Source organism: Rhabdaerophilum sp., from assembly GCF_046092605.1.
Taxonomy (GTDB): Bacteria; Pseudomonadota; Alphaproteobacteria; order Rhizobiales; family Beijerinckiaceae; genus Rhabdaerophilum.
The window spans coordinates 11817-29005 of the sequence record NZ_JBJTDY010000196.1 but is presented as its reverse complement, the minus strand read 5'-3'; the positions used below and the strand labels follow the sequence as shown (position 1 = coordinate 29005).

The 17189-nt window shown below is 65.2% G+C and carries 16 protein-coding genes and 2 pseudogenes; 7 read left to right on the top strand and 11 right to left on the bottom strand.

Translation table 11 applies throughout. The annotated features are described in order from the left end of the window. Window positions 1-25 precede the first annotated feature (25 nt). A pseudogene (locus ACKODO_RS15610) lies at window positions 26-70 on the top strand (hypothetical protein); the annotation flags it as partial. Window positions 71-111: 41 nt separating this feature from the next. Here ACKODO_RS15610 and ACKODO_RS15605 read toward each other — a convergent pair. Both ACKODO_RS15605 and ACKODO_RS15600 read right to left on the bottom strand, forming a co-directional pair. Continuing rightward, window positions 112-378: pseudogene (locus tag ACKODO_RS15605) on the bottom strand (YcjX family protein); the annotation flags it as partial. Window positions 379-438: 60 nt separating this feature from the next. Then, entirely contained in the window at window positions 439-969 is a 531-nt protein-coding gene (locus tag ACKODO_RS15600) for a SixA phosphatase family protein (protein ID WP_408984366.1), read from the bottom strand. Window positions 970-1059: 90 nt separating this feature from the next. Here ACKODO_RS15600 and ACKODO_RS15595 point away from each other — a divergent pair, with 90 nt between their 5' ends. After that, the gene (locus ACKODO_RS15595) at window positions 1060-1647 is read left to right on the top strand and encodes a hypothetical protein (RefSeq protein WP_408984365.1); all 588 of its coding nucleotides are present in this window, start codon (window positions 1060-1062) and stop codon (window positions 1645-1647) included. Between the two features lie 6 nt (window positions 1648-1653). Here the strand turns inward: ACKODO_RS15595 and ACKODO_RS15590 are convergent, their stop codons facing one another. Further along, window positions 1654-2103, bottom strand: a complete 450-nt coding sequence (locus tag ACKODO_RS15590; protein WP_408984364.1) for a universal stress protein — start codon at window positions 2101-2103, stop codon at window positions 1654-1656. Between the two features lie 192 nt (window positions 2104-2295). Between ACKODO_RS15590 and ACKODO_RS15585 the strand changes: the two genes are divergently transcribed. Then, complete coding sequence (locus tag ACKODO_RS15585; protein WP_408984363.1) at window positions 2296-3519, top strand: MFS transporter; 1224 nt, start codon at window positions 2296-2298, stop codon at window positions 3517-3519. 90 nt (window positions 3520-3609) lie between these two features. Here ACKODO_RS15585 and ACKODO_RS15580 read toward each other — a convergent pair whose 3' ends face one another. The 3 genes from ACKODO_RS15580 to ACKODO_RS15570 all read right to left on the bottom strand — a co-directional run bounded on the left by ACKODO_RS15580 (window position 3610) and on the right by ACKODO_RS15570 (window position 4693). After that, window positions 3610-3759, bottom strand: a complete 150-nt coding sequence (locus ACKODO_RS15580; RefSeq protein WP_408984362.1) for a hypothetical protein — start codon at window positions 3757-3759, stop codon at window positions 3610-3612. 134 nt (window positions 3760-3893) lie between these two features. Then, complete coding sequence (locus ACKODO_RS15575; protein WP_408984361.1) at window positions 3894-4214, bottom strand: 2Fe-2S iron-sulfur cluster-binding protein; 321 nt, start codon at window positions 4212-4214, stop codon at window positions 3894-3896. A 107-nt stretch (window positions 4215-4321) separates the two neighbouring features. Further along, complete coding sequence (locus tag ACKODO_RS15570) at window positions 4322-4693, bottom strand: Hpt domain-containing protein (RefSeq protein WP_408984360.1); 372 nt, start codon at window positions 4691-4693, stop codon at window positions 4322-4324. Window positions 4694-4955: 262 nt separating this feature from the next. On the opposite strand from ACKODO_RS15570, the gene ACKODO_RS15565 reads away from it, so the two are divergent. Next, window positions 4956-9584: a hypothetical protein gene (locus ACKODO_RS15565; RefSeq protein ID WP_408984359.1), complete on the top strand. Its 4629-nt coding sequence runs from the start codon at window positions 4956-4958 to the stop codon at window positions 9582-9584. 81 nt (window positions 9585-9665) lie between these two features. Here ACKODO_RS15565 and ACKODO_RS15560 read toward each other — a convergent pair whose 3' ends face one another. Genes ACKODO_RS15560 through ACKODO_RS15545 form a run of 4 tightly spaced genes read right to left on the bottom strand, consistent with a single transcriptional unit; the run spans window position 9666 to window position 13598 of the window. Beyond that, window positions 9666-10301, bottom strand: coding sequence for an ABC-type transport auxiliary lipoprotein family protein (locus ACKODO_RS15560; RefSeq protein WP_408984358.1), 636 nt, complete (start codon window positions 10299-10301; stop codon window positions 9666-9668). Between the two features lie 12 nt (window positions 10302-10313). After that, window positions 10314-11636 (bottom strand): MlaD family protein, encoded by a 1323-nt coding sequence (locus tag ACKODO_RS15555; RefSeq protein ID WP_408984357.1) that lies wholly within the window; start codon window positions 11634-11636, stop codon window positions 10314-10316. A gap of 17 nt (window positions 11637-11653) precedes the next feature. Beyond that, a complete protein-coding gene (locus ACKODO_RS15550) occupies window positions 11654-12466 on the bottom strand; it encodes an ABC transporter ATP-binding protein (protein ID WP_408984356.1) in 813 nt (270 codons plus the stop codon). Window position 12467: 1 nt separating this feature from the next. Next, window positions 12468-13598 carry an ABC transporter permease gene (locus ACKODO_RS15545; RefSeq protein WP_408984355.1) on the bottom strand — a complete coding sequence of 377 codons (1131 nt, stop codon included), beginning with the start codon at window positions 13596-13598 and terminating at the stop codon, window positions 12468-12470. A 184-nt stretch (window positions 13599-13782) separates the two neighbouring features. On the opposite strand from ACKODO_RS15545, the gene ACKODO_RS15540 reads away from it, so the two are divergent. Further along, window positions 13783-14766, top strand: a complete 984-nt coding sequence (locus ACKODO_RS15540; protein ID WP_408984354.1) for a hypothetical protein — start codon at window positions 13783-13785, stop codon at window positions 14764-14766. Window positions 14767-14866: 100 nt separating this feature from the next. Beyond that, complete coding sequence (locus ACKODO_RS15535; RefSeq protein WP_408984353.1) at window positions 14867-15886, top strand: DMT family transporter; 1020 nt, start codon at window positions 14867-14869, stop codon at window positions 15884-15886. Between the two features lie 3 nt (window positions 15887-15889). Here ACKODO_RS15535 and ACKODO_RS15530 read toward each other — a convergent pair whose 3' ends face one another. Further along, window positions 15890-16276, bottom strand: a complete 387-nt coding sequence (locus tag ACKODO_RS15530) for a 2Fe-2S iron-sulfur cluster-binding protein (RefSeq protein ID WP_408984352.1) — start codon at window positions 16274-16276, stop codon at window positions 15890-15892. 157 nt (window positions 16277-16433) lie between these two features. Here ACKODO_RS15530 and ACKODO_RS15525 point away from each other — a divergent pair, with 157 nt between their 5' ends. Next, window positions 16434-17045 (top strand): helix-turn-helix domain-containing protein, encoded by a 612-nt coding sequence (locus tag ACKODO_RS15525; RefSeq protein ID WP_408984351.1) that lies wholly within the window; start codon window positions 16434-16436, stop codon window positions 17043-17045. Window positions 17046-17189 lie beyond the last annotated feature (144 nt).

Below are 17189 nucleotides of genomic sequence, written 5' to 3'. Positions count from 1 at the left end.
GGGGCTGAGCCGCGCAGGCAAGACGGTGTTCATCACCGGCCTTGTGCATGCGCTGGTCTCCGGCGCGCGCTTGCCGGGCTTCGGCCCGCGCGCCGAGGGGCGAATCCGCGAGGCGAAGCGCGGCAGGGCATCATCGGGATGCGGCACCAGCTTCGCCTCGCGGATTCGCCCCTCGGCGCGCGGGCCGAAGCCCGGCAAGCGCGCGCCGGAGACCAGCGCATGCACAAGGCCGGTGATGAACACCGTCTTGCCTGCGCGGCTCAGCCCCGTGACGCCGATGCGCAGGGACGGCGCGCCGAAGAGGCCGCCAAGCCCCGCAAGGCCATGACCCAGAGTTTCGAGAACAGTGCCCGGAGGCACGGAGGATTGCCCCGCCATGGAGCGAGATTTGGCGATTGCCGGCGATGCACGCAAGGGCGGCCGGCACCAATCCCCCGCTCAATCCTCGTCGATGCCTCCCAGCGCGCGCGGGGTGATGAAGGTGGAAAGTCGCATGGAGCCCGGAGCGACATCCTTCCAGCCGCCATCCTGCTCGAGGATGGCGATGCCGGCGGTGGGATATTTCCGCGAGAGGCGGCGCAGGGCCTCGCGATCGCCGGCAGCGGGATCGGCGAGCCCGAAAGCGAGTTCCTGCATGCCGGGATTGTGCCCCACAAGCATCAGCGTGACCATCGCGCCGCCCGATTCCCGCACGAGATCCAGCAAGCTCCCGGCACTCGCCGCGTAGATTGACTGGGTAGCCTCCATATCAACACCGGGCAGGGTGGGCGCCACATGCGCCCATGTCTCGCGCGTGCGCCTCGCGGCCGAGACCAGAACAAGATCGGGCTTCCAGGGCTGTTTCCCCAGCCAGCGCCCCATCAGCGGCGCGGCTTCCTGCCCGCGCGGCGCCAGAGGCCGATCAAAATCCGCGACGCCATCCGGCCATGCCGATTTCGCGTGCCGCATGAGAATGAGCCGAACCGGCATACCCGAACCCCCCTGTTGTCGCCCGACCTTTGACGCGCTCGTCGTCCTGGGGCAAGGAGCTTGGCCTGCGACAAAGGAACGACACGGCCCATGCCCACAGAGATTGCGCCCAAGCTGGCCACGATCCTCTACAGCCATCGCCCCAAGCCATTTGCGGCAGAGCTCGAGCTTGAACTGACAGCCTATGAGCTGATCGCCACGCGCGGGCGATCCATCCAGCGATTTCCGCTGACGGGCATCGAACGGGTGACCTTGCGCTTCTCGCCACGCAACACGGCGCATCGCGCTTTCGCCTGCACGGTGCGCGCGACCGATGGCAAGAGCGTGACCTTCGACAGCCTCTCCTGGAAATCGCTGATCGAGACAGAAAAACAGAACACCGATTATGCCCGCTTCGTCACCGCCCTGTGCGAGCGGGCCGAGGGCGCGCGGCCGCAGGTGGAGCTTCTGGCAGGCGTGCCACCCTGGAAATTCTGGGGCATGCTGATCGTGGGCCTTGGCATTCTGGCCGGTCTCGTCGGCATTGCGATCTATTCGAGCATCGACAGAAGCTGGTTTGCCGCCGGCCTCGCCGTGGCGCTTTTCGCCTATCTCGGCTTCTGGATGCGCGATTACCTCACCCGTAACCGCCCCGCCCGCTTCCGGTCCGGGGCGATGCCTTCTCTTGTCCTGCCCTGATCAGGCTCAGGCGCGCACCACCAGAACCGAGCAATGGGCGTGGCGCACGATGTTCGTCGCGTGGCTGCCGACGAGGTAGGTCGCAAGCGTGGGCCAATGCGAGGAGACAATGATGAGATCGGCCTTGCATTCATCCGCCTCGGCCAGAACCTCGTGGTAGACGCCGCCCGTGCGCACGACCGTGCTCGCCTTGCCCGCCGGCAGGCCGAGCTTTCCGGCCAGCGCGGCGAGGTCTTCCGTCGCCCGCTTCTTCTCGATCCCCTCGAAATCGGCCGGCACATATTCGAGATAGGCAGAGGGAAGAATTGGCCGCACATGCAGCAGACGCACCTCCGCGCCCCAGGGCTCGGCCAGGGCCTTGGCAGCGTCCAATGAGGCCTTCGCCATGGCCTCGTCCCCGAGATCGACCGGAACCAGCAGTTTCTTGAACATCATGTCCTCCAACGAACGCTTCATCATCGCTCGCCACCGCGTGGATCGGCTGCAAGCCTTACCCTTCGTCTCGCATGGCGGGAAAACACCGTCCTTGATATCGGACAAGCGTGCGGGGAGAGGGCGCAAAGCAGGGCGAGATCGTTCGATCATGAGAAATCATTTGACGGAACAGGCACAAGGGATCATCCGTCCCTCTTGACCGGGAGGATGAGGATGACCACCCCCGCCGCAGATTTGCCGGTTTCACGCTTCCGGCGGGCTCTTCAGGAGCCCGTGACCTTCCTGATGGCCCTCGCCTTCGTGAACATGCTTGGCTATGCGGGCTGGGTCACGCTCTTCAACAACTTCGCGAAGGATGCCGCGCGGTTCTCCGGCGCCGATATCGGCCTGGCGCAGAGCGTGCGCGAAATCCCCGGCTTCCTCGCCTTCACCGCCATCTACTGGTTCATGGTGATGCGCGAGCAGACCGTCGCCTTTATCGCCCTGCTCGTGCTGGGCGCGGGCATTGCGCTGACCGGTGGCTTCCCGACCCTGACGGGGCTTCTCATCACCACCTTCATCATGTCGGTGGGTTTCCACTATTTCGAGACGGTCAACCAGTCGCTCTCCCTGCAGCTTTTCCCGAAGAAGGATGCGCCGCGGCTCATGGGTCGCGTGGCGGGCGCTGCGGCGACCGCGCAATTCATGGCCTATGGCGGCCTTGCGCTTCTGTGGTGGAGCGGCACACAGCGCTATGACCTGCTCTTCGCGATCATCGGCTTTGCCTGTATCGGCATCACCATCGCGTCCTTCCTGCTCTTTCCGAAATTCGATGGCCCGGTGCCGCAGCGAAAGAGCATCGTTCTGCGCCAGCGATACTGGCTCTATTATGCGTTGACCCTGATGAACGGCGCGCGCCGGCAGATCTTCACGGCCTTCGCCGGGTTCCTGCTCGTCGAGAAATTCGGCTACACCGTGCCGCAGATGGCGATGCTGCTGCTCGTCACATCGGGTCTCAACACCTTCCTCGCTCCCCGCCTCGGCGCGCTGGTCGGCCATTGGGGCGAGCGCCGCACCATCGCGATCGAGAACGTGGTGCTGATCCTCGTTTTCATCGGCTATGCGGTGACAGCCAACGCGACCGTGGCAGCGCTGCTCTTCATCATCGACGGGGTGTTCTCGATCCTCGTAATCGCCCAGCGCAGCTACATCCAGAAGATCGGCGATGCCGCCGACATGGCCCCGACCGCCGCCTGCGCCTTCACCATCAACCATATCGCGGCCGTGGTGATTCCCGTGTTCTTCGGCATGCTGTGGCTCAAGAACCCGAGCATCGTGTTCTATCTCGGCGCGGCCATCGCCACAACCTCGCTCACGCTTTCCTTCCTGGTGCCGCGTCACCCGGAGCCGGGCAACGAAACGATCTTCAAGGAGCGTGCGGCGGCTCCGGCCGAGTGACGCCTCAGAAGCGGGTTGTCAGGTCGATCAGCCAATCGGGCATGGCGCGTACGAGCGCGTCTTCGATCGTCTTGTCGAAACCGGCGAGGATCAGCGCCCCCCGATCCCGATCGCCTCGATCGAAAGCCCGATGGCCGGACCAACCGAGGCCAAGAATGTGCCGGGCATCGTGAAGGCGAGACTCATCCCGCCCATCAGCGCGAGCGGCACCATGGGCAGAACGCAAGGGGGGGGCAGCATGGTGAGTGCACCGGCGATGAAAGCCAGGACCAGAACCGACGTGAAGCCCTCCCCCGCCTCCGTTCGCGCTCCTGCCCTCGGGACAAGGGCGTCGCGGGCCATTGACGGGGTGGGGAGAAACCGCTTGTCGGTGGTCAGGCCTGCCGCGCCGGTGTGGTGACGGTCAGGCCGTCCATCGCTGCAGTGATCTTGATCTGGCAGGAGAGACGCGAATTCGGCCGCACGTCGAAGGCGAAATCGAGCATGTCCTCTTCCATCGGTGCAGGCTGGCCGACGGTCGGGAGCCACTCGTGGCCCACATAGATATGGCAAGTCGCGCAGGCGCAGGCCCCGCCGCATTCCGCCTCGATGCCAGGAACGGCATTGCGGATGGCGGTTTCCATCACGGTGGAGCCGGTCTCGCCCTCCACGGTGCGAGCGGTTCCGTTGTGTTCGATGAAGGTAATTCGGGGCATGAACGAAATCTCTCTCGGCGCGTGGTCTCGGCAAGACTCAGCCGTGGGTCGGGAACTAACGCTTTCCGCAGCGTTTGGCGAGGGGGCGCGAGCGATCCGCCACGGCCTCAATTTCGGATGAAGTCCTCGATAGCGGCCAGGGCCGTCTCGATCCGGCCGGCGAGATCAGCGAGGGCCTCCTGCCATTGCGCGGCCTTGTCGGCGCTCGCGCGTTCGCAGGCTTCGGCGGCTTCCGCCACCTTCCAGGCGCCTACGGCACGGGCAGAACCCTTGAGGGTATGAGCGAGATCGTAGCGCATCTTTTCGTCGCCGATCTCGTGAAGTTGTGCAATAATGACTTTAGTTTGAACCTTGAACAGGCTCAGCACCTCGCGCTCCAGGGCGCGATCGCCGAGGGTCTGGCGGGCGAGATGAACAAGATCGACGGGTCGCTCGAAGGAAGGCGCGGTTACATCGGCCGCGAGGGCGAAAGCGGACATGGGACACGGGCTCCTTGCCGTCCGGGAAGAGGACGAGCATGCAGCCCATTCCGTAAACGCGAAGGTAAGGAGGCGCGAGGACCGCGCCGTATGGTTCCGGCTGCGTTAACGACGATTTCACATCGTTAACGTTGCCTGTTTCCCTTGCCGTCCACGATCCGTAAAATAAAGGTTAAACTTCGGTCGAAGCACCGAGGCTTTCCCCTGGCGGATCAGGCGGAGAGTTGCGGTTCCGATGTGTTGCGAACAAGGTGGGACGCTGATGGCCACGCAGAAGAAAAACCCCGACGCTTCCGATGCGGCCCTTTCGGCAATCCAGGAAGCTTTGGGTCTCGGCGGCGACGATGCAACTGGAAAGCCCGAAACCCCGACCGCGCCGACGGAGCAATCCGGCGAGACTCTGCCGCGCCTGCCGCGCGTTGAAGATATCGGGTTTCTCGCCTCGGACCCGGCCGGGGCGCCTCTGCCGGGGGCGAACCTTGATATCAAGCCGCCCCAGCGCAAGGTGAAGCCGCCAGAGACGAAAGCGCCGGAACCCCGCATGGAACAACCGGCGAGCCCGGCCCTTGAGGCGGCAGGTACGCCAAGCGCGCTGGAACTGCTTCGCAACCCGACGATCATGCCGGCGAATGATGATCGTCGCGCCTCGGTGCAGGAACTGCTTGATCCGCTGCGGCAAGCCAGCCCGCGCACGCCCTATGGGCTGGCGGCAGCCTTTTCCGGCCTCTGGATCATCACGGCCTGGCTGCTGCTCTCGAAGCGCGATGGTTTTTTCTATGCGGCCGATGGTGCCTTGCGCCCCGGTATTGAATTGCCGCTGGCGATTGCGGGGATCGGCATCATCTTGCCCATCCTGTTCGTCTTCGCGCTGGCGGCCCTGCATCGCCGCTCGCGCGACCTGCGCAACTCCGCTCGCGTGATGGCGGAAGTCGCCGCGCGCCTCGCCGAGCCGGAATCGGTCGGCGCCGATGCGGTCTTCACCCTGGGTCAGGCCGTGCGCCGCGAGGTTGCCTCGATCGGCGATGGCGTGGAACGCGCCCTTTCCCGCGCGTCGGAACTCGAAAGCATCGTGCATGGCGAGGTGAGCGCGCTCGAACGCTCCTATGCCGACAATGAATACAAGATGCGCCAGCTCGTGGCCGAACTCGCCGCGGAGCGCGAAGCGATCATGGCCACGGCCGACCGTATCCGGAACACGATCGAAGCCGCGCATCAAGGCTTCTCGGCCGATATCGGCAAGGCCGGTGACAGCATCGCCAAGGCCATCGACCAGGCCGGCGAGCGCGTGACCTTCCTGATCGGCGGCAAGCAGGATGAACTCGTCACCTCGCTGGATCGCTCCGCGCTGCATGCGGGCGAGGTCATCCGCGCGCGGACGGGCGAATTGTCGGAACAGCTCTCCGGCGCCGCCGCCGACACGAACAGCGCACTTGAAGCCACGGCATCATCCGTCATCACCCAGCTCAACGCCGCGCGCGCCGCGCTGCTCGACGAGATCCAGCAGGTCACGAATGGCGCGACGGGCGGGCTCGACGAAGCGAGCCGGCTCCTCGTCTCACGCCTTTCCGAGCAGGCCGATCTCATCCAGCGCGAGATCATGGGCACCAGCCAGCGCGCGGCGGAGGCCATGCGCCTTTCGGGCGACGCGCTCACGACCGAGTGGGAAAGCGTCACGGGTGCGGCCTCGCGCCAGCTGGCGGAAATGAGCCAGAATGCGGCGCAATCCATCCGCGAGACAAGCAGCAGCCTGACCGGAGAATGGGAGAATATCACGCGGTCGGCGGCGAATCGCCTCGACGAAGTCAGCGAGAGTTCGGCCCGCCTCATTCGCGACACGGGCGCGAAGCTGAAGAGCGAGATCACCGAGACGGCCGAGGTGGTGAATGCCGCCTTCCAGACCAACAGCCGCGACATCATCGAGACGATCGGTAGCCGCGCGATCGAGATCAACGAGACGATGCGCTCGGCAAGCCAAGATTTTATCACCTCGATGGAAAGCCGCGGCATCGACACCGCCAATCTCATCGAAGAGAAGGGCACCAGCGTGGTCGAGGCGCTCACGGTCCGTTCGGACGAACTGGCCGATCGCATGATCGGCACAGCAAGCCGAATCGAGGAGACCCTTGGCGACACCTCGCGCGCCGTGACCGGCGTACTCGAGGACGCCTCGCGTCGCATCGAGGGCTCGATGAGCCAGGGTGCCCGCGACATGGAGGCCCTGCTCACCAACAATGCTCAGCGCCTCGCCGACACTTTTGGCACCAATGGGCTGCAGATCGAGACCACCCTGCAACGTTCCATCACGCGCATCGAGGAAACGCTGGTTCAGAATGCCCGCGCCTTCGAGAGCGCCCTGGAAGGCACGCGCGGCGGGCTTGAAGCCGCGCTCGTCGACCAGGGTTCCGCGCTGGTCGATCTGATCGCGAACCGCGTTGCCCAGGCCAACGAGGCCTTCGCGATCGCCGGTGAAAGCCTCGGCGCGCTCATCACCGAGCGCACCCGCGAGGCGTCCTCGGGCCTCAAGACCGAGATCGACGATCTGGGTCTCGCCCTCGCCCGTCAGGCGACGGAAGCAACGGAGCGCCTCGCGAGCACCGGCCGCGACGTGCTTCAGGCCATGAACCAGCACGGCCAGAACGTGAACGAGGCACTCGCCGCCAATGCCTCGCGTCTCGCGGAAACGGTCACCGCGCGCGCCTCCGGCCTTGGCGAAAGCCTTGAGGAATTCGAGAAGACCTTCATCTCGAAGGCCGACAAGCTCGAGCATACCATCGTGGCCCAGAGCGACGCGCTGGGCACCCGCATCGGAGAACGGACGCAGCAGGTGACGGCAAACATCGAAGCCCTGCTCTCGCGCGTCGAAAGCGGCGTGGATGAGCGGGCCAAGACGCTGAGCGACATGGTGGCGCTGCGAACGCTGGAATTCGCCCGCGCCGTGCAGGAGACGGGCGGATCGCTGCTCGGCAATATCGAGCAGAATGTGCAGGTGTTCGGCGAGCGCATCGTCGCTCCGCTGGGCCGGCAGATCGCGGCGCTTGATCAGAAAGCCCAGGCCGCGAGCGAGATTCTTGGCCGCCGCACGCAGGAAGCCGGCGAGATCCTCGACCAGAAGACGCTTGCTGCGACTGAAGCCATCGTCGGCCGCCTCGACCAGAGCGCCGGTGCCATCCTGCTGCGTGCAGGCGAGGTGGAACGCAGCCTCACCTCGCTCTCGCGCGAAGTGGGCAGCGAACTGATGGGCCGCGCCGAGCAGATCTCCAACCTGATTGACGAGAAGGGCGGCCACTTCGTCTCGAGCTTCGAGCAGCATGGCCTCGCCATGGTGCGCGGCCTCGAAACAGCATCGAGCGGAATTGCGGAACGCGTCACCGCCTCGCTCGCGGAGCTCAACGCGGCGATCGAAAGCGGTTCGGCGAAGTCGCTGCACAATCTGGTGGACGCCAATGACCGGCTGCGCGGCGAAGTGGCAGGCCTGCTCGACAAGCTGGGCGAGGCCAATCGCGTGCTCAACACCATTGTCGGCTCCACGGCGAAGGGGCTCTCCGAGGTTGAAGGCCGCCTGGGCGAGCGCGTGCGCGGATTGGAAGCTACCCTGGCGGCCATCCTCTCGGCGGCCAACCAGGGCTCGGATGCGCTTACGGCCCGGGTCGAGGCGATCCGCTCGGCCTCCGGCGACCTGCTCTCGACCAGCCAGAGCGCGGTCTCGGCACTCGATGATCGGACAAGCGCGATGCGGTCGCTGTCGGGCGAATTGTCCTCGAGCCAGTCGAGCCTTGCCAGCCTGCTCGGCGAACGCCAGCAGGCGCTGGAGAGCATTGTCGGCACCCTCAATTCACGGATCGAGGACGTGGATTCGATGCTCCGCTCCTTCACGAGCCTTGTGGAAGACCAGCTCTCCACCGCCGAATTGCGGGCGCGCGAAGCATCCAGCCTCGTGCACCAGAGCGCCGAGACGGCGGCGCAGGCCATCGGCTCGCAATATGAACGCATTCGGCTCGAAACCGGCAAGGAACGCGAGCGCACCGCCGCGGCGCTGCGCCAGGCCTATGATCAGGCCAATACAGAAATGAACGCGCTGCTGCAAAACGGTGTGCAGGGCTTCCTGGCGACGGCCGGCGACCTGCGCCAGGCTACGCGCGACATCCTCTCGGATCTCGAGGCCACGCGCGCGGCGCTGGCGACGGGCGGCCTCGAAATCCCCCGCGAGGCACGCGAGGCCAGCCAGAACCTGAAGCGCGTGGTGGGGGACCAGCTGCGTGCCCTCTCGGAACTCAACGAGATCGTCTCCCGTTCCGGCCCCGGACTGGATGTGAGCGAAGCGCGTCGCATGGAGCCGGAGCCGCCGCGCGCCCCGGCCCGCCCGTCCTTCGAGCCCGCGCCGCGCCCGGCAAACCCGCCGGCACGTGCGCCCTCTCCAGCCCCACGGGCGGCATCGGGTGGCGGGTCTTGGCTTTCGGGCCTGCTGGAACGCGCCTCGGATGAGGAGCCCACGCCCACGCCCACGCCCCCGTCGCGGGTGGCACGCCCCACCGAAGCCGGTTCGGCCCGTCGGATCGAATCGCTTGACAGCCTGTCGGTCGATATCACCCGGATGATCGACCATGCGGCCGCCATCGAACTGTGGGATCGCTATCGCCGCGGCGAGCGCAATGTCTTCACCCGCAAGCTCTATACGCTGCAGGGGCAGGAGGCTTATGACGACATCCGCCGTCGCTACCGCCGCGATGCCGAGTTCAAGCGGACGGTCGATACCTATGTCGACCAGTTCGAGCGCCTGCTCGCGGAGGTCGCGGGCGACGACCGGGAATCGCTGGTTGCCCGGACCTATCTCACCTCGGATACCGGCAAGGTCTACACCATGCTCGCCCATGCCGCGGGCCGCTTCGACTGAGCGGTCTCGACAAACCCGGGAAGGCGCGAAGGCGGCCCACGGGCCGCCTTTTTCGTGGGGCCGCCTTTTTCGTGCAAGAATTCAGATGCGCGCGGAGGTCCAGCCCACAATATCGCGCAGCAGCTCCTGCATCGCGAGATCAAGCGCGGCGGCCGCAACCGGTCCACTGGTACCATCCGCCGGAACCGAGCGCTTGAAGATGTTGCCGGCCAGGATGCGGCCGGTATTGTCCTGCACGATCTTCACGCTCATCTCGATCACCGCCTCGCCGGTGGCTTCATCGATTCCGAAGCGGCGGATTTCCGAATTGAGCTGCGCCACAGGCAACAGGCGATCGCCCGGACGGCCGATCGTGGTGAGTCGATTGGCATTCTCGAAGGTCTGGATCAGGCGCACCTGCACGAGCCTCGGCAGGCGATCCGACCATTGGGCATCGCCCAGATAGGCAAGCCCGCCGCCGCGCGTCATGACGGTGAGGCGGTTGGTGTCGATCGCCGCGAGAGCGGAAGGCTCGGCCACCACGACCAGCCCCCGGCCCGGACGAGCGCTCAGGTTGTCGCGAGGAGCCGCGAGATCAAAGGTCGGCGGTGGCGCAGAACCCGCACAACCCGCCAGAAACCCGGCCAGCGCCATCGCCACAAGGCGCGACGAAACGGCAGCCTTGCAAGCATGCGCTTGCCGCTTGACCCTTGCCTTCGGCCCGCTGGAATCGCCCACGCGCCCTCTCTCTTACCGACGGTATTCGGGGATATTGGATTGCCCGCCGAATAGCAATTGCGATGGATTGCGCTCGAGCGCCCGAACGGCACGCGAAAGATCGTTCACGGCCTTCCGGGTATCCACCGCCAGCGCCTCGAAATCGCGCAGCCCCGGCCCGGTGAAGCGCGACAGACCGCTCGAAAGCTCTCTTGCGCGGACATCCAGATTGCCGGCCAGGGTCTGGATGGATTTGGCGGCATCGGTCAGTTCCTTGATCAGACCCGCCGTCGCGCCATCCTGCCCGCCGCCGAAGAAGCTTTCAGCCCCGGCCATCACATTGTCGAGCCGGTCGATCGCACGGGTCACCGTGTCGGTCTTGGCAGTGATGTCGCGGATCATGCGATCGACATCCGCCGCATTGCGCCCCAGGGCGGACGCAAATTTCTCGGCGCCCTCCAGCGTGCGGTTGATTTTCTCGGGGTCGATGCCGCGCATGAGCCGCCCCGCTTCCTCCAGCGCGGAATCGAGCTTCGTGGCGCTGCCCTGAAGCTGGCGGGCCAGCTGGCCGGCGTCGGTCAGCAGCACCGCCACCGCATTGCGGTTCTGGGCCAGCGTATCGGTGAACTCGGTCACGTTGCGGACCGCCTGATTGATGCTCTTCGCGTCGATGCCGCGGGTCAGCGCTTCAGCCTCGTCCACGAAGCGCTCGACGCGTCCCGCGAGCGAGCCGATCTTCTGGCTCATCTCGCCGACATTGGCGAGGAACGCCCCCACGCCGGAAGAGTTCCTGCCGAGTTCATTCGAGAAGGCCTCGATGTTCCGCAAGGTGGCGATCACCGATCCCTCGCCCTGCGCCATGATCGAATCGGCGCGGGTCAGCACCGAATCAAGCCTGCCCGAAACGCGCTGGAGGGTCTCCAGGATATCCTGGTAATCGGAGCGATCGGCGAAGATGGTGGGCGGCGAGCCGGCATCGAGCGAGACAAGATCGGGCGCATTCCCGGCCCCGCCCGAGAGCTGGATGTTGGCAACACCGGTCAGGCCCTGCGTTTCCAGCCGGGCCCTGGTGTCGGTCTTGATGGGCGTCGTGGGGTTGACGGCGATCTGCGCGACCACGCGGCTCGGATCGGCGGGGAGGATGCCCACAGCCGTCACCTCGCCGACCCGCAAGCCATTGAAACGAACAGCGGAACCGGCGGAAAGCCCCGAAACGGAGCCCATGAATACAACGCGATAAACCCTGCGATCAGAATTCTCGGAGGCGCGGGTGAACCAGAAGACGAAGCCGAAAATTCCGGCCAGCACCGCCAGGGTGAAGAGACCCACGATCGCGTAATTGGCCTTGTTCTCCATGAGGATTGAACCTTCCGTTACGCCGGCTTGCCGTGGACATGGCTCGCGCGGGCGCGCGGACCGTTGAAATAGGCCTGCAGCCAGGGATGCGGCTCGGCCTTCAATTGCTCGAGCGGACCTTGCGACAGAACGCGCCCCTCGCCAAGCGCCGCGATGCGATCGCAAATTCCGGCGAGACTGTCGAGATCATGCGTCACCATGAAGACGGTGAGCCCGAGCGTGTTCCGCAACGTGGCGATGAGTTCGTCGAAATCGCCCGCGCCGATGGGATCGAGCCCGGATGTGGGCTCGTCGAGGAATACGATCTCGGGGTCCAGCGCCAATGCGCGGGCCAAAGCCGCACGCTTGATCATGCCACCAGAGAGTTCGGAGGGCATGCGGTTCGCAGCCTCCGGCTTCAGCCCCACGAGCTGGAGCTTCAGCATCGCCATCTCTTCCAGCAGCGGCGGAGAGAGGTCGAGATACTCCCGCATCGGAAACTGGATGTTCTGCTTCACGGTCAGCGAGGAGAACAGCGCCCCGTGCTGGAAAAGAATGCCCCAGCGGCGCTCGATGAACCGGCGGCGCTGTGCGCTCACGCGGTCCATGTCGTGCCCGAAGACGCGCACCAGGCCGCGCTTCTTGCGGATGAGGCCGATGATGGTGCGCAGCAGCACGGATTTGCCGGAGCCGGATGCGCCCACCACTCCGAGAATCTCGCCCCGGCGCACATCGAGCGAGAGGCCGTCGATCACGAGGCGCTCGCCGAAGCCCACCGCCAGATCCTCGACCGAAATCACGGTTTCGCCCCGGGCCTGCGATTCAGGAGGGGTGCGGTCCATCTCGTCCATGTCAGTAGCGGATCGACGCAAAGAACATGGCAAAAAGGCCGTCCAACACAATCACCACGAAGATGGACTTCACGACCGAGGCGGTTGTGTGGCTGCCGAGCGATTCCGCGCTGCCCCGCACGGCAAACCCCTCGATGCAGGCGATGACACCGATCACCAGAGCCATGAACGGCGCCTTGTACATGCTGACCATGAAGGTGTTCATGCCGATGATGTTCTGCACGCGGGCGAAGAAGATCTCCATGCTGATGCCGCCATAGATGTCCGCCACCAGCGCGGCACCCGCGATCGCAGACATGGAGGAGACGAAGGTGAGCAACGGCAAACCGATGAGCAGCGCAAGGATGCGCGGCAACACCAGCACCTCCACGGGGTCGAGGCCCATGGTCTGGAGCGCATCCACCTCCTCGCGCATCTTCATCGAGCCCAGTTCGGCCGTGAAAGCCGAGCCGGAGCGGCCGGCGACCATGATGGAGGTGAGCAGCACCGCCAGTTCGCGCAGGACAAGCACGCCCACAAGATCGGCCACGAAGTGCGGCTGCCCGAAACGCTGGAGCTGGAAAATGCTCTGCTGCGCGATGATCGCCCCCACGAGGAAGGAAATCAATGCGATGATCGGCACGCCGCGCAAAGCCACCCGATCGAGCTGGGTGATCACCGCGGCGGGTCGCAGCCTGACGCGACCAAGGATCAGCCGCCCCAAAGCCGCGATCACCGAGCCGAAGAACGTGACCCCTTTCGAGACATCCTTGCCCGCATCGACCACCGCCTCGCCGACATCAACGAGCAACGGATAGGCTCCCGTTGCCCTGGGCGGGCCTGCCGGCGGCATCTGGGCCTGCGCCACCTCTTCGACAAGATGCGTCTGGTCCCGCTTCAGCCCGGCAAGACTGACCTCACCACGCTCTGACAGGGCCAGCCGGGCACGGTGGATGAGCCAGGCCCCCAGGGTGTCGAGCGCGACAATGCCCGCGCAATCGATGCGGAACGGCGCCGCGAAGCTTCCCTGTTTCAGGGCTGTTTCGAGGGTGGTCTCGAGATCGGAGGCATGATCCGCCGTCCATGCACCGGAGAGCTGCAGGACCCCGCTTCCCCGCGCTGCATCTCCCCAGATCGCGGAAGGCCGCGCCATGCCAGTTCCCGAACCTCTTCCGTGCCGGAAAGGAGCGGAATCAAGCCGCTCGCCCCGGTTTCTCTCGTAACATCGCCGGAAAGCTGGCGGCAAGCCGCTTTCGGAAAGCAATCGTTAACCTTTGCCGAGGCAGGTTGTTCCAAACCAGAATCGATCTTTTCCCGGGAAGAGCGGCTCCTCGAAAATGACGTCGTTGATCAAACCGCCGACGTATGATGACGCGGCCTACGAGCAGATCGCCGCAGCCGTGATGGAAACGGAGCGCGGACGCTGGTTCCTCGCGGAATACGCCAGGCGCAACCGCCAGGCCGACACCGAAACGCTGCTGGATGCGATCAACAAGCTGTCGCGTTCGCTCAACACCCGTCCTGTGCTCATCGGCTCGGATGTCCTGCATCGGCAGATTCTCGACATGGCGCGCGCCATCCTGCGGGCCGAGAAGGAAATCCGGGCGATGCATGCACGCGACGGCCGCGGCATCCAGTTTGCCGCTGCTTCCGAAACGCTCGATTCCGTGGTGGAAACCACGGAAAAGGCCACCTCCGCCATCCTCTCCACCGCCGAGCGGGTGCAGGAGCAGGCCTGGACCCTGCGCGAATTGGGCGTCGACCCGGCGGTGTGCGATGAACTCGATCGTTCCGCGACCGAGATCTACACCGCCTGCGGCTTCCAGGATCTCACGGCCCAGCGCATCGCCAAGGCCGTGGAAACCCTGAAATTTCTCGATGCGCGCATCCGCTCGCTGGTCGAGGCCGCCGGCCTGGCCGACAAAATCACCGAGGAAATCGAGGATATCGACGCGACCATCGCCATGGAGATGGAGACGGCGCGCACACAGCCCGACATCTGGATGAGCGAAGCGAACCAGGCGGAGATCGACGAAACCTTCGATTTCTTCGTCCCGGCCGAACGCGCCGAGCCAACCATGGTCGGCGCCGAACTGCTCGAAATGGACGACATCGCGCCCAAGATCGGGACGGCGGCCGGGGCTGCGCTCGAACCGGCTCCGGAAGCCCATCCTGCCCCGCCAGCCAGCGAGGATGAGGCGCTGTTCGAAGGAATGGCGGATATTCTCGCCGAACCCGAAGAGCCGCCGCCGACAGAACCGTCCCCGCTGGAGAGCCTCGACGACCTCTCGGCCCGCGACCGGCTCCGCGCCCTCCGCTGAGCGGCCCGGCATCGCTGTCGCCCGGGCACTCTTCACGGGTTGTGAAAGCTTCCGGCCCTCCTTAAGCTTCATGTCTCGCGCTTTTGGGAATCCGCTTCTCATGCCCGTGGAAACATCATCCTCCGCCGTCCCTTCGGCGGAGCCGCCGCAGCATCGCCCGCTTCTGGGAATCCTGTTCAAGGTGGCCTCGGCCTTCACCTTTTCCTGCATGGGCGCTGCGGTGAAGGTGGTCGGCTCGATCACCCCGGCGGATCAGGCCTTCCCGGTGGGGCAGATCGTTTTCTGCCGTTCGTTCTTCGCACTCATCCCGGTCTTCACCTGGATGGCGCTGATCGGGAAGCTCCATACCGCCTTCCAGACGAACAACCACAAGGGCCATCTGAGGCGCGGGCTCATCGGCTCGCTGGGCATGTTCTTCGGCTTCACTGCACTGATGATGCTGCCTCTGACCGATGCGACCGCCATCTCGTTCACCGCGCCGCTGATCTCCGTGGTTCTCGCCGCCTTCGTGCTTGGGGAAGTCGTGCGCCTCTACCGCTGGACCGCCGTGCTCGTTGGCTTCTGCGGCGTCATCGTGATGCTCTGGCCCTATTTTTCGGCGGATGCGATCAGCCGCCAACCGGATACGACGCTTGCCCTCGGGGCGCTTTTCGGCTTCCTCGGCGCGGTCTGTGCCGCCTTCGCGATGATCGAGGTGCGCCGCCTGACGGCCACGGAGAGCACTTCCGCGATCGTGATCTACTTTTCGCTGATGACGACCACCTTTGGCATGCTGACTGTGGTCGGCGGCGGCATCGACCCGGAATGGGCGTGGCGCACCCCCAACGCCAAGCAGGCCTTTTTCCTGGTCCTGGTGGGCGTGATGGGCGGCTTCGGGCAGATCTTCCTCACCGAGAGCTATCGCCGCGCGCCGGCCTCCACGGTCGCGCCCTTTGATTACACCGGCATGATCTTCGCGATGGCCTGGGGCTATTTCCTGTTCGGGGAATTCCCGCACCAGCTTGTGCTCCTTGGCGCCTGCATCGTCTGCGGCGCGGGAATCTATGTCATCCTGCGCGAGCGCCAGCTCGGCATCGACCGCAAGAGGCAGGCCGAGGCCTCGCCGCCCCGTTCGATCTGAGGATCAGCCCTCGGGCGGAGCGAGCGTCAGGCGCAGGCCATCCAGAGCCGCCTCCCAGAGAACCTGGCAGGAGAGGCGTGAATTGGGCCTTGCGTGCACAAGCTGGTCGAGCATCGCTTCCTCATCCTCTCGCGCCGGCACGAGGCGGGCGAACCAGTCAGGATCGACATAGACATGGCAGGTGCCGCAGGCGACCGAGCCGCCGCAATTCTCCGGCATCTCCACCCCGCATTCGCGCATGATTTCCATGAGACGGAAGCCATTGAGCCCGGGAAGCAGATGGCGCACGCCGCCGCGATCCAGCACGTGGAAGGCTCCATCCGCCAGGGCGGGATCGAATGCCTCCGAAACGGAGGTTTCTGCCTCCTCGTTGTTCCCGCGATCCAGCATTGCGCGACACCTCTTCGCGGTCCGACGCGGCCTCCCCCGGCCAGCACGGACTTCCCTATACGCCACGCTTGCCTCATGCCTTGCGCTGGGGCAAGAAAGAGGTTCGCTGAAGAGAATTTCCGTTCGATACATCAAACAGCAGGCAGGTGGGCCCCGCATGGCCGAGAAGGAAAAGCCCAGGGACTTCGAAACAGGCGCGGCGGCGTTGTCTGGCCAGCTTGGCAAGACGATCCAGCGCCTTCGCAAGAACTACAACCTCTCACTATCCGAACTCGCCGAGCAATCCGGCGTCGCGAAATCCATCATCAGCCAGATCGAGCGCAACGAGACCAACCCGACACTCGCCACCATCTGGCGGCTGAGCCAGGCGCTTGACATTTCCATCGAGCGCTTTCTCGTCGAAAGCGATGACGCGCCGGTCATCGAGAAGATCTCGAAGGGCGACACGCCCATCCTGCTCTCGGAGGATGGCAAGGTGCGCCTCGCCATCATCGGCTGGCTGAAAACGGTCGAGTGGCTGCAATGGTATGATGTTCATGCCGAGCCGGGCGGCGTGCTCGATTCCGATGCGCATCAGCGCGGCTCGGTCGAAAATCTCTCGGTCTTCCAGGGTGCGTTCGAGGTCGAGATTGGCGGGCAGAAGGAAATCGTCCGCGCGGGCGAAACCCTGCGCTATCGCTGCGACCGCCAGCACATCATCCGCTGCCTCGAGAGCGAAGCAGGCCATGCCACGATGGTGGTGATCCTGAAAGCCGCGGTGATGGAATAAGGCCTCGCGATTCCATTCCGCACTCTGGCCGGCCACCGCCTGCCGCACCTGCCCATCAAGATGAAGCGGCTTCCAGCCGCCAAGGCTGCGGCGGATGTTGGAGGGGAAGCCAATCTCGTGCGCCGGCGCGCGGCCCTCCACGGG

Bases quoted from the DNA above. Each gene is read 5' to 3' on its own strand.
- ACKODO_RS15530 (WP_408984352.1), bottom strand. From the start codon at position 16,276: ATGCTGGATCGCGGGAACAACGAGGAGGCAGAAACCTCCGTTTCGGAG.
- ACKODO_RS15600 (WP_408984366.1), bottom strand. From the start codon at position 969: ATGCCGGTTCGGCTCATTCTCATGCGGCACGCGAAATCGGCATGGCCG.
- ACKODO_RS15580 (WP_408984362.1), bottom strand. From the start codon at position 3,759: ATGCTGCCCCCCCCTTGCGTTCTGCCCATGGTGCCGCTCGCGCTGATG.
- ACKODO_RS15575 (WP_408984361.1), bottom strand. From the start codon at position 4,214: ATGCCCCGAATTACCTTCATCGAACACAACGGAACCGCTCGCACCGTG.
- ACKODO_RS15540 (WP_408984354.1), top strand. From the start codon at position 13,783: ATGACGTCGTTGATCAAACCGCCGACGTATGATGACGCGGCCTACGAG.
- ACKODO_RS15550 (WP_408984356.1), bottom strand. From the start codon at position 12,466: ATGGACGAGATGGACCGCACCCCTCCTGAATCGCAGGCCCGGGGCGAA.
- ACKODO_RS15525 (WP_408984351.1), top strand. From the start codon at position 16,434: ATGGCCGAGAAGGAAAAGCCCAGGGACTTCGAAACAGGCGCGGCGGCG.
- ACKODO_RS15585 (WP_408984363.1), top strand. From the start codon at position 2,296: ATGACCACCCCCGCCGCAGATTTGCCGGTTTCACGCTTCCGGCGGGCT.
- ACKODO_RS15595 (WP_408984365.1), top strand. From the start codon at position 1,060: ATGCCCACAGAGATTGCGCCCAAGCTGGCCACGATCCTCTACAGCCAT.
- ACKODO_RS15565 (WP_408984359.1), top strand. From the start codon at position 4,956: ATGGCCACGCAGAAGAAAAACCCCGACGCTTCCGATGCGGCCCTTTCG.
- ACKODO_RS15590 (WP_408984364.1), bottom strand. From the start codon at position 2,103: ATGAAGCGTTCGTTGGAGGACATGATGTTCAAGAAACTGCTGGTTCCG.
- ACKODO_RS15545 (WP_408984355.1), bottom strand. From the start codon at position 13,598: ATGGCGCGGCCTTCCGCGATCTGGGGAGATGCAGCGCGGGGAAGCGGG.
- ACKODO_RS15535 (WP_408984353.1), top strand. From the start codon at position 14,867: ATGCCCGTGGAAACATCATCCTCCGCCGTCCCTTCGGCGGAGCCGCCG.
- ACKODO_RS15570 (WP_408984360.1), bottom strand. From the start codon at position 4,693: ATGTCCGCTTTCGCCCTCGCGGCCGATGTAACCGCGCCTTCCTTCGAG.
- ACKODO_RS15555 (WP_408984357.1), bottom strand. From the start codon at position 11,636: ATGGAGAACAAGGCCAATTACGCGATCGTGGGTCTCTTCACCCTGGCG.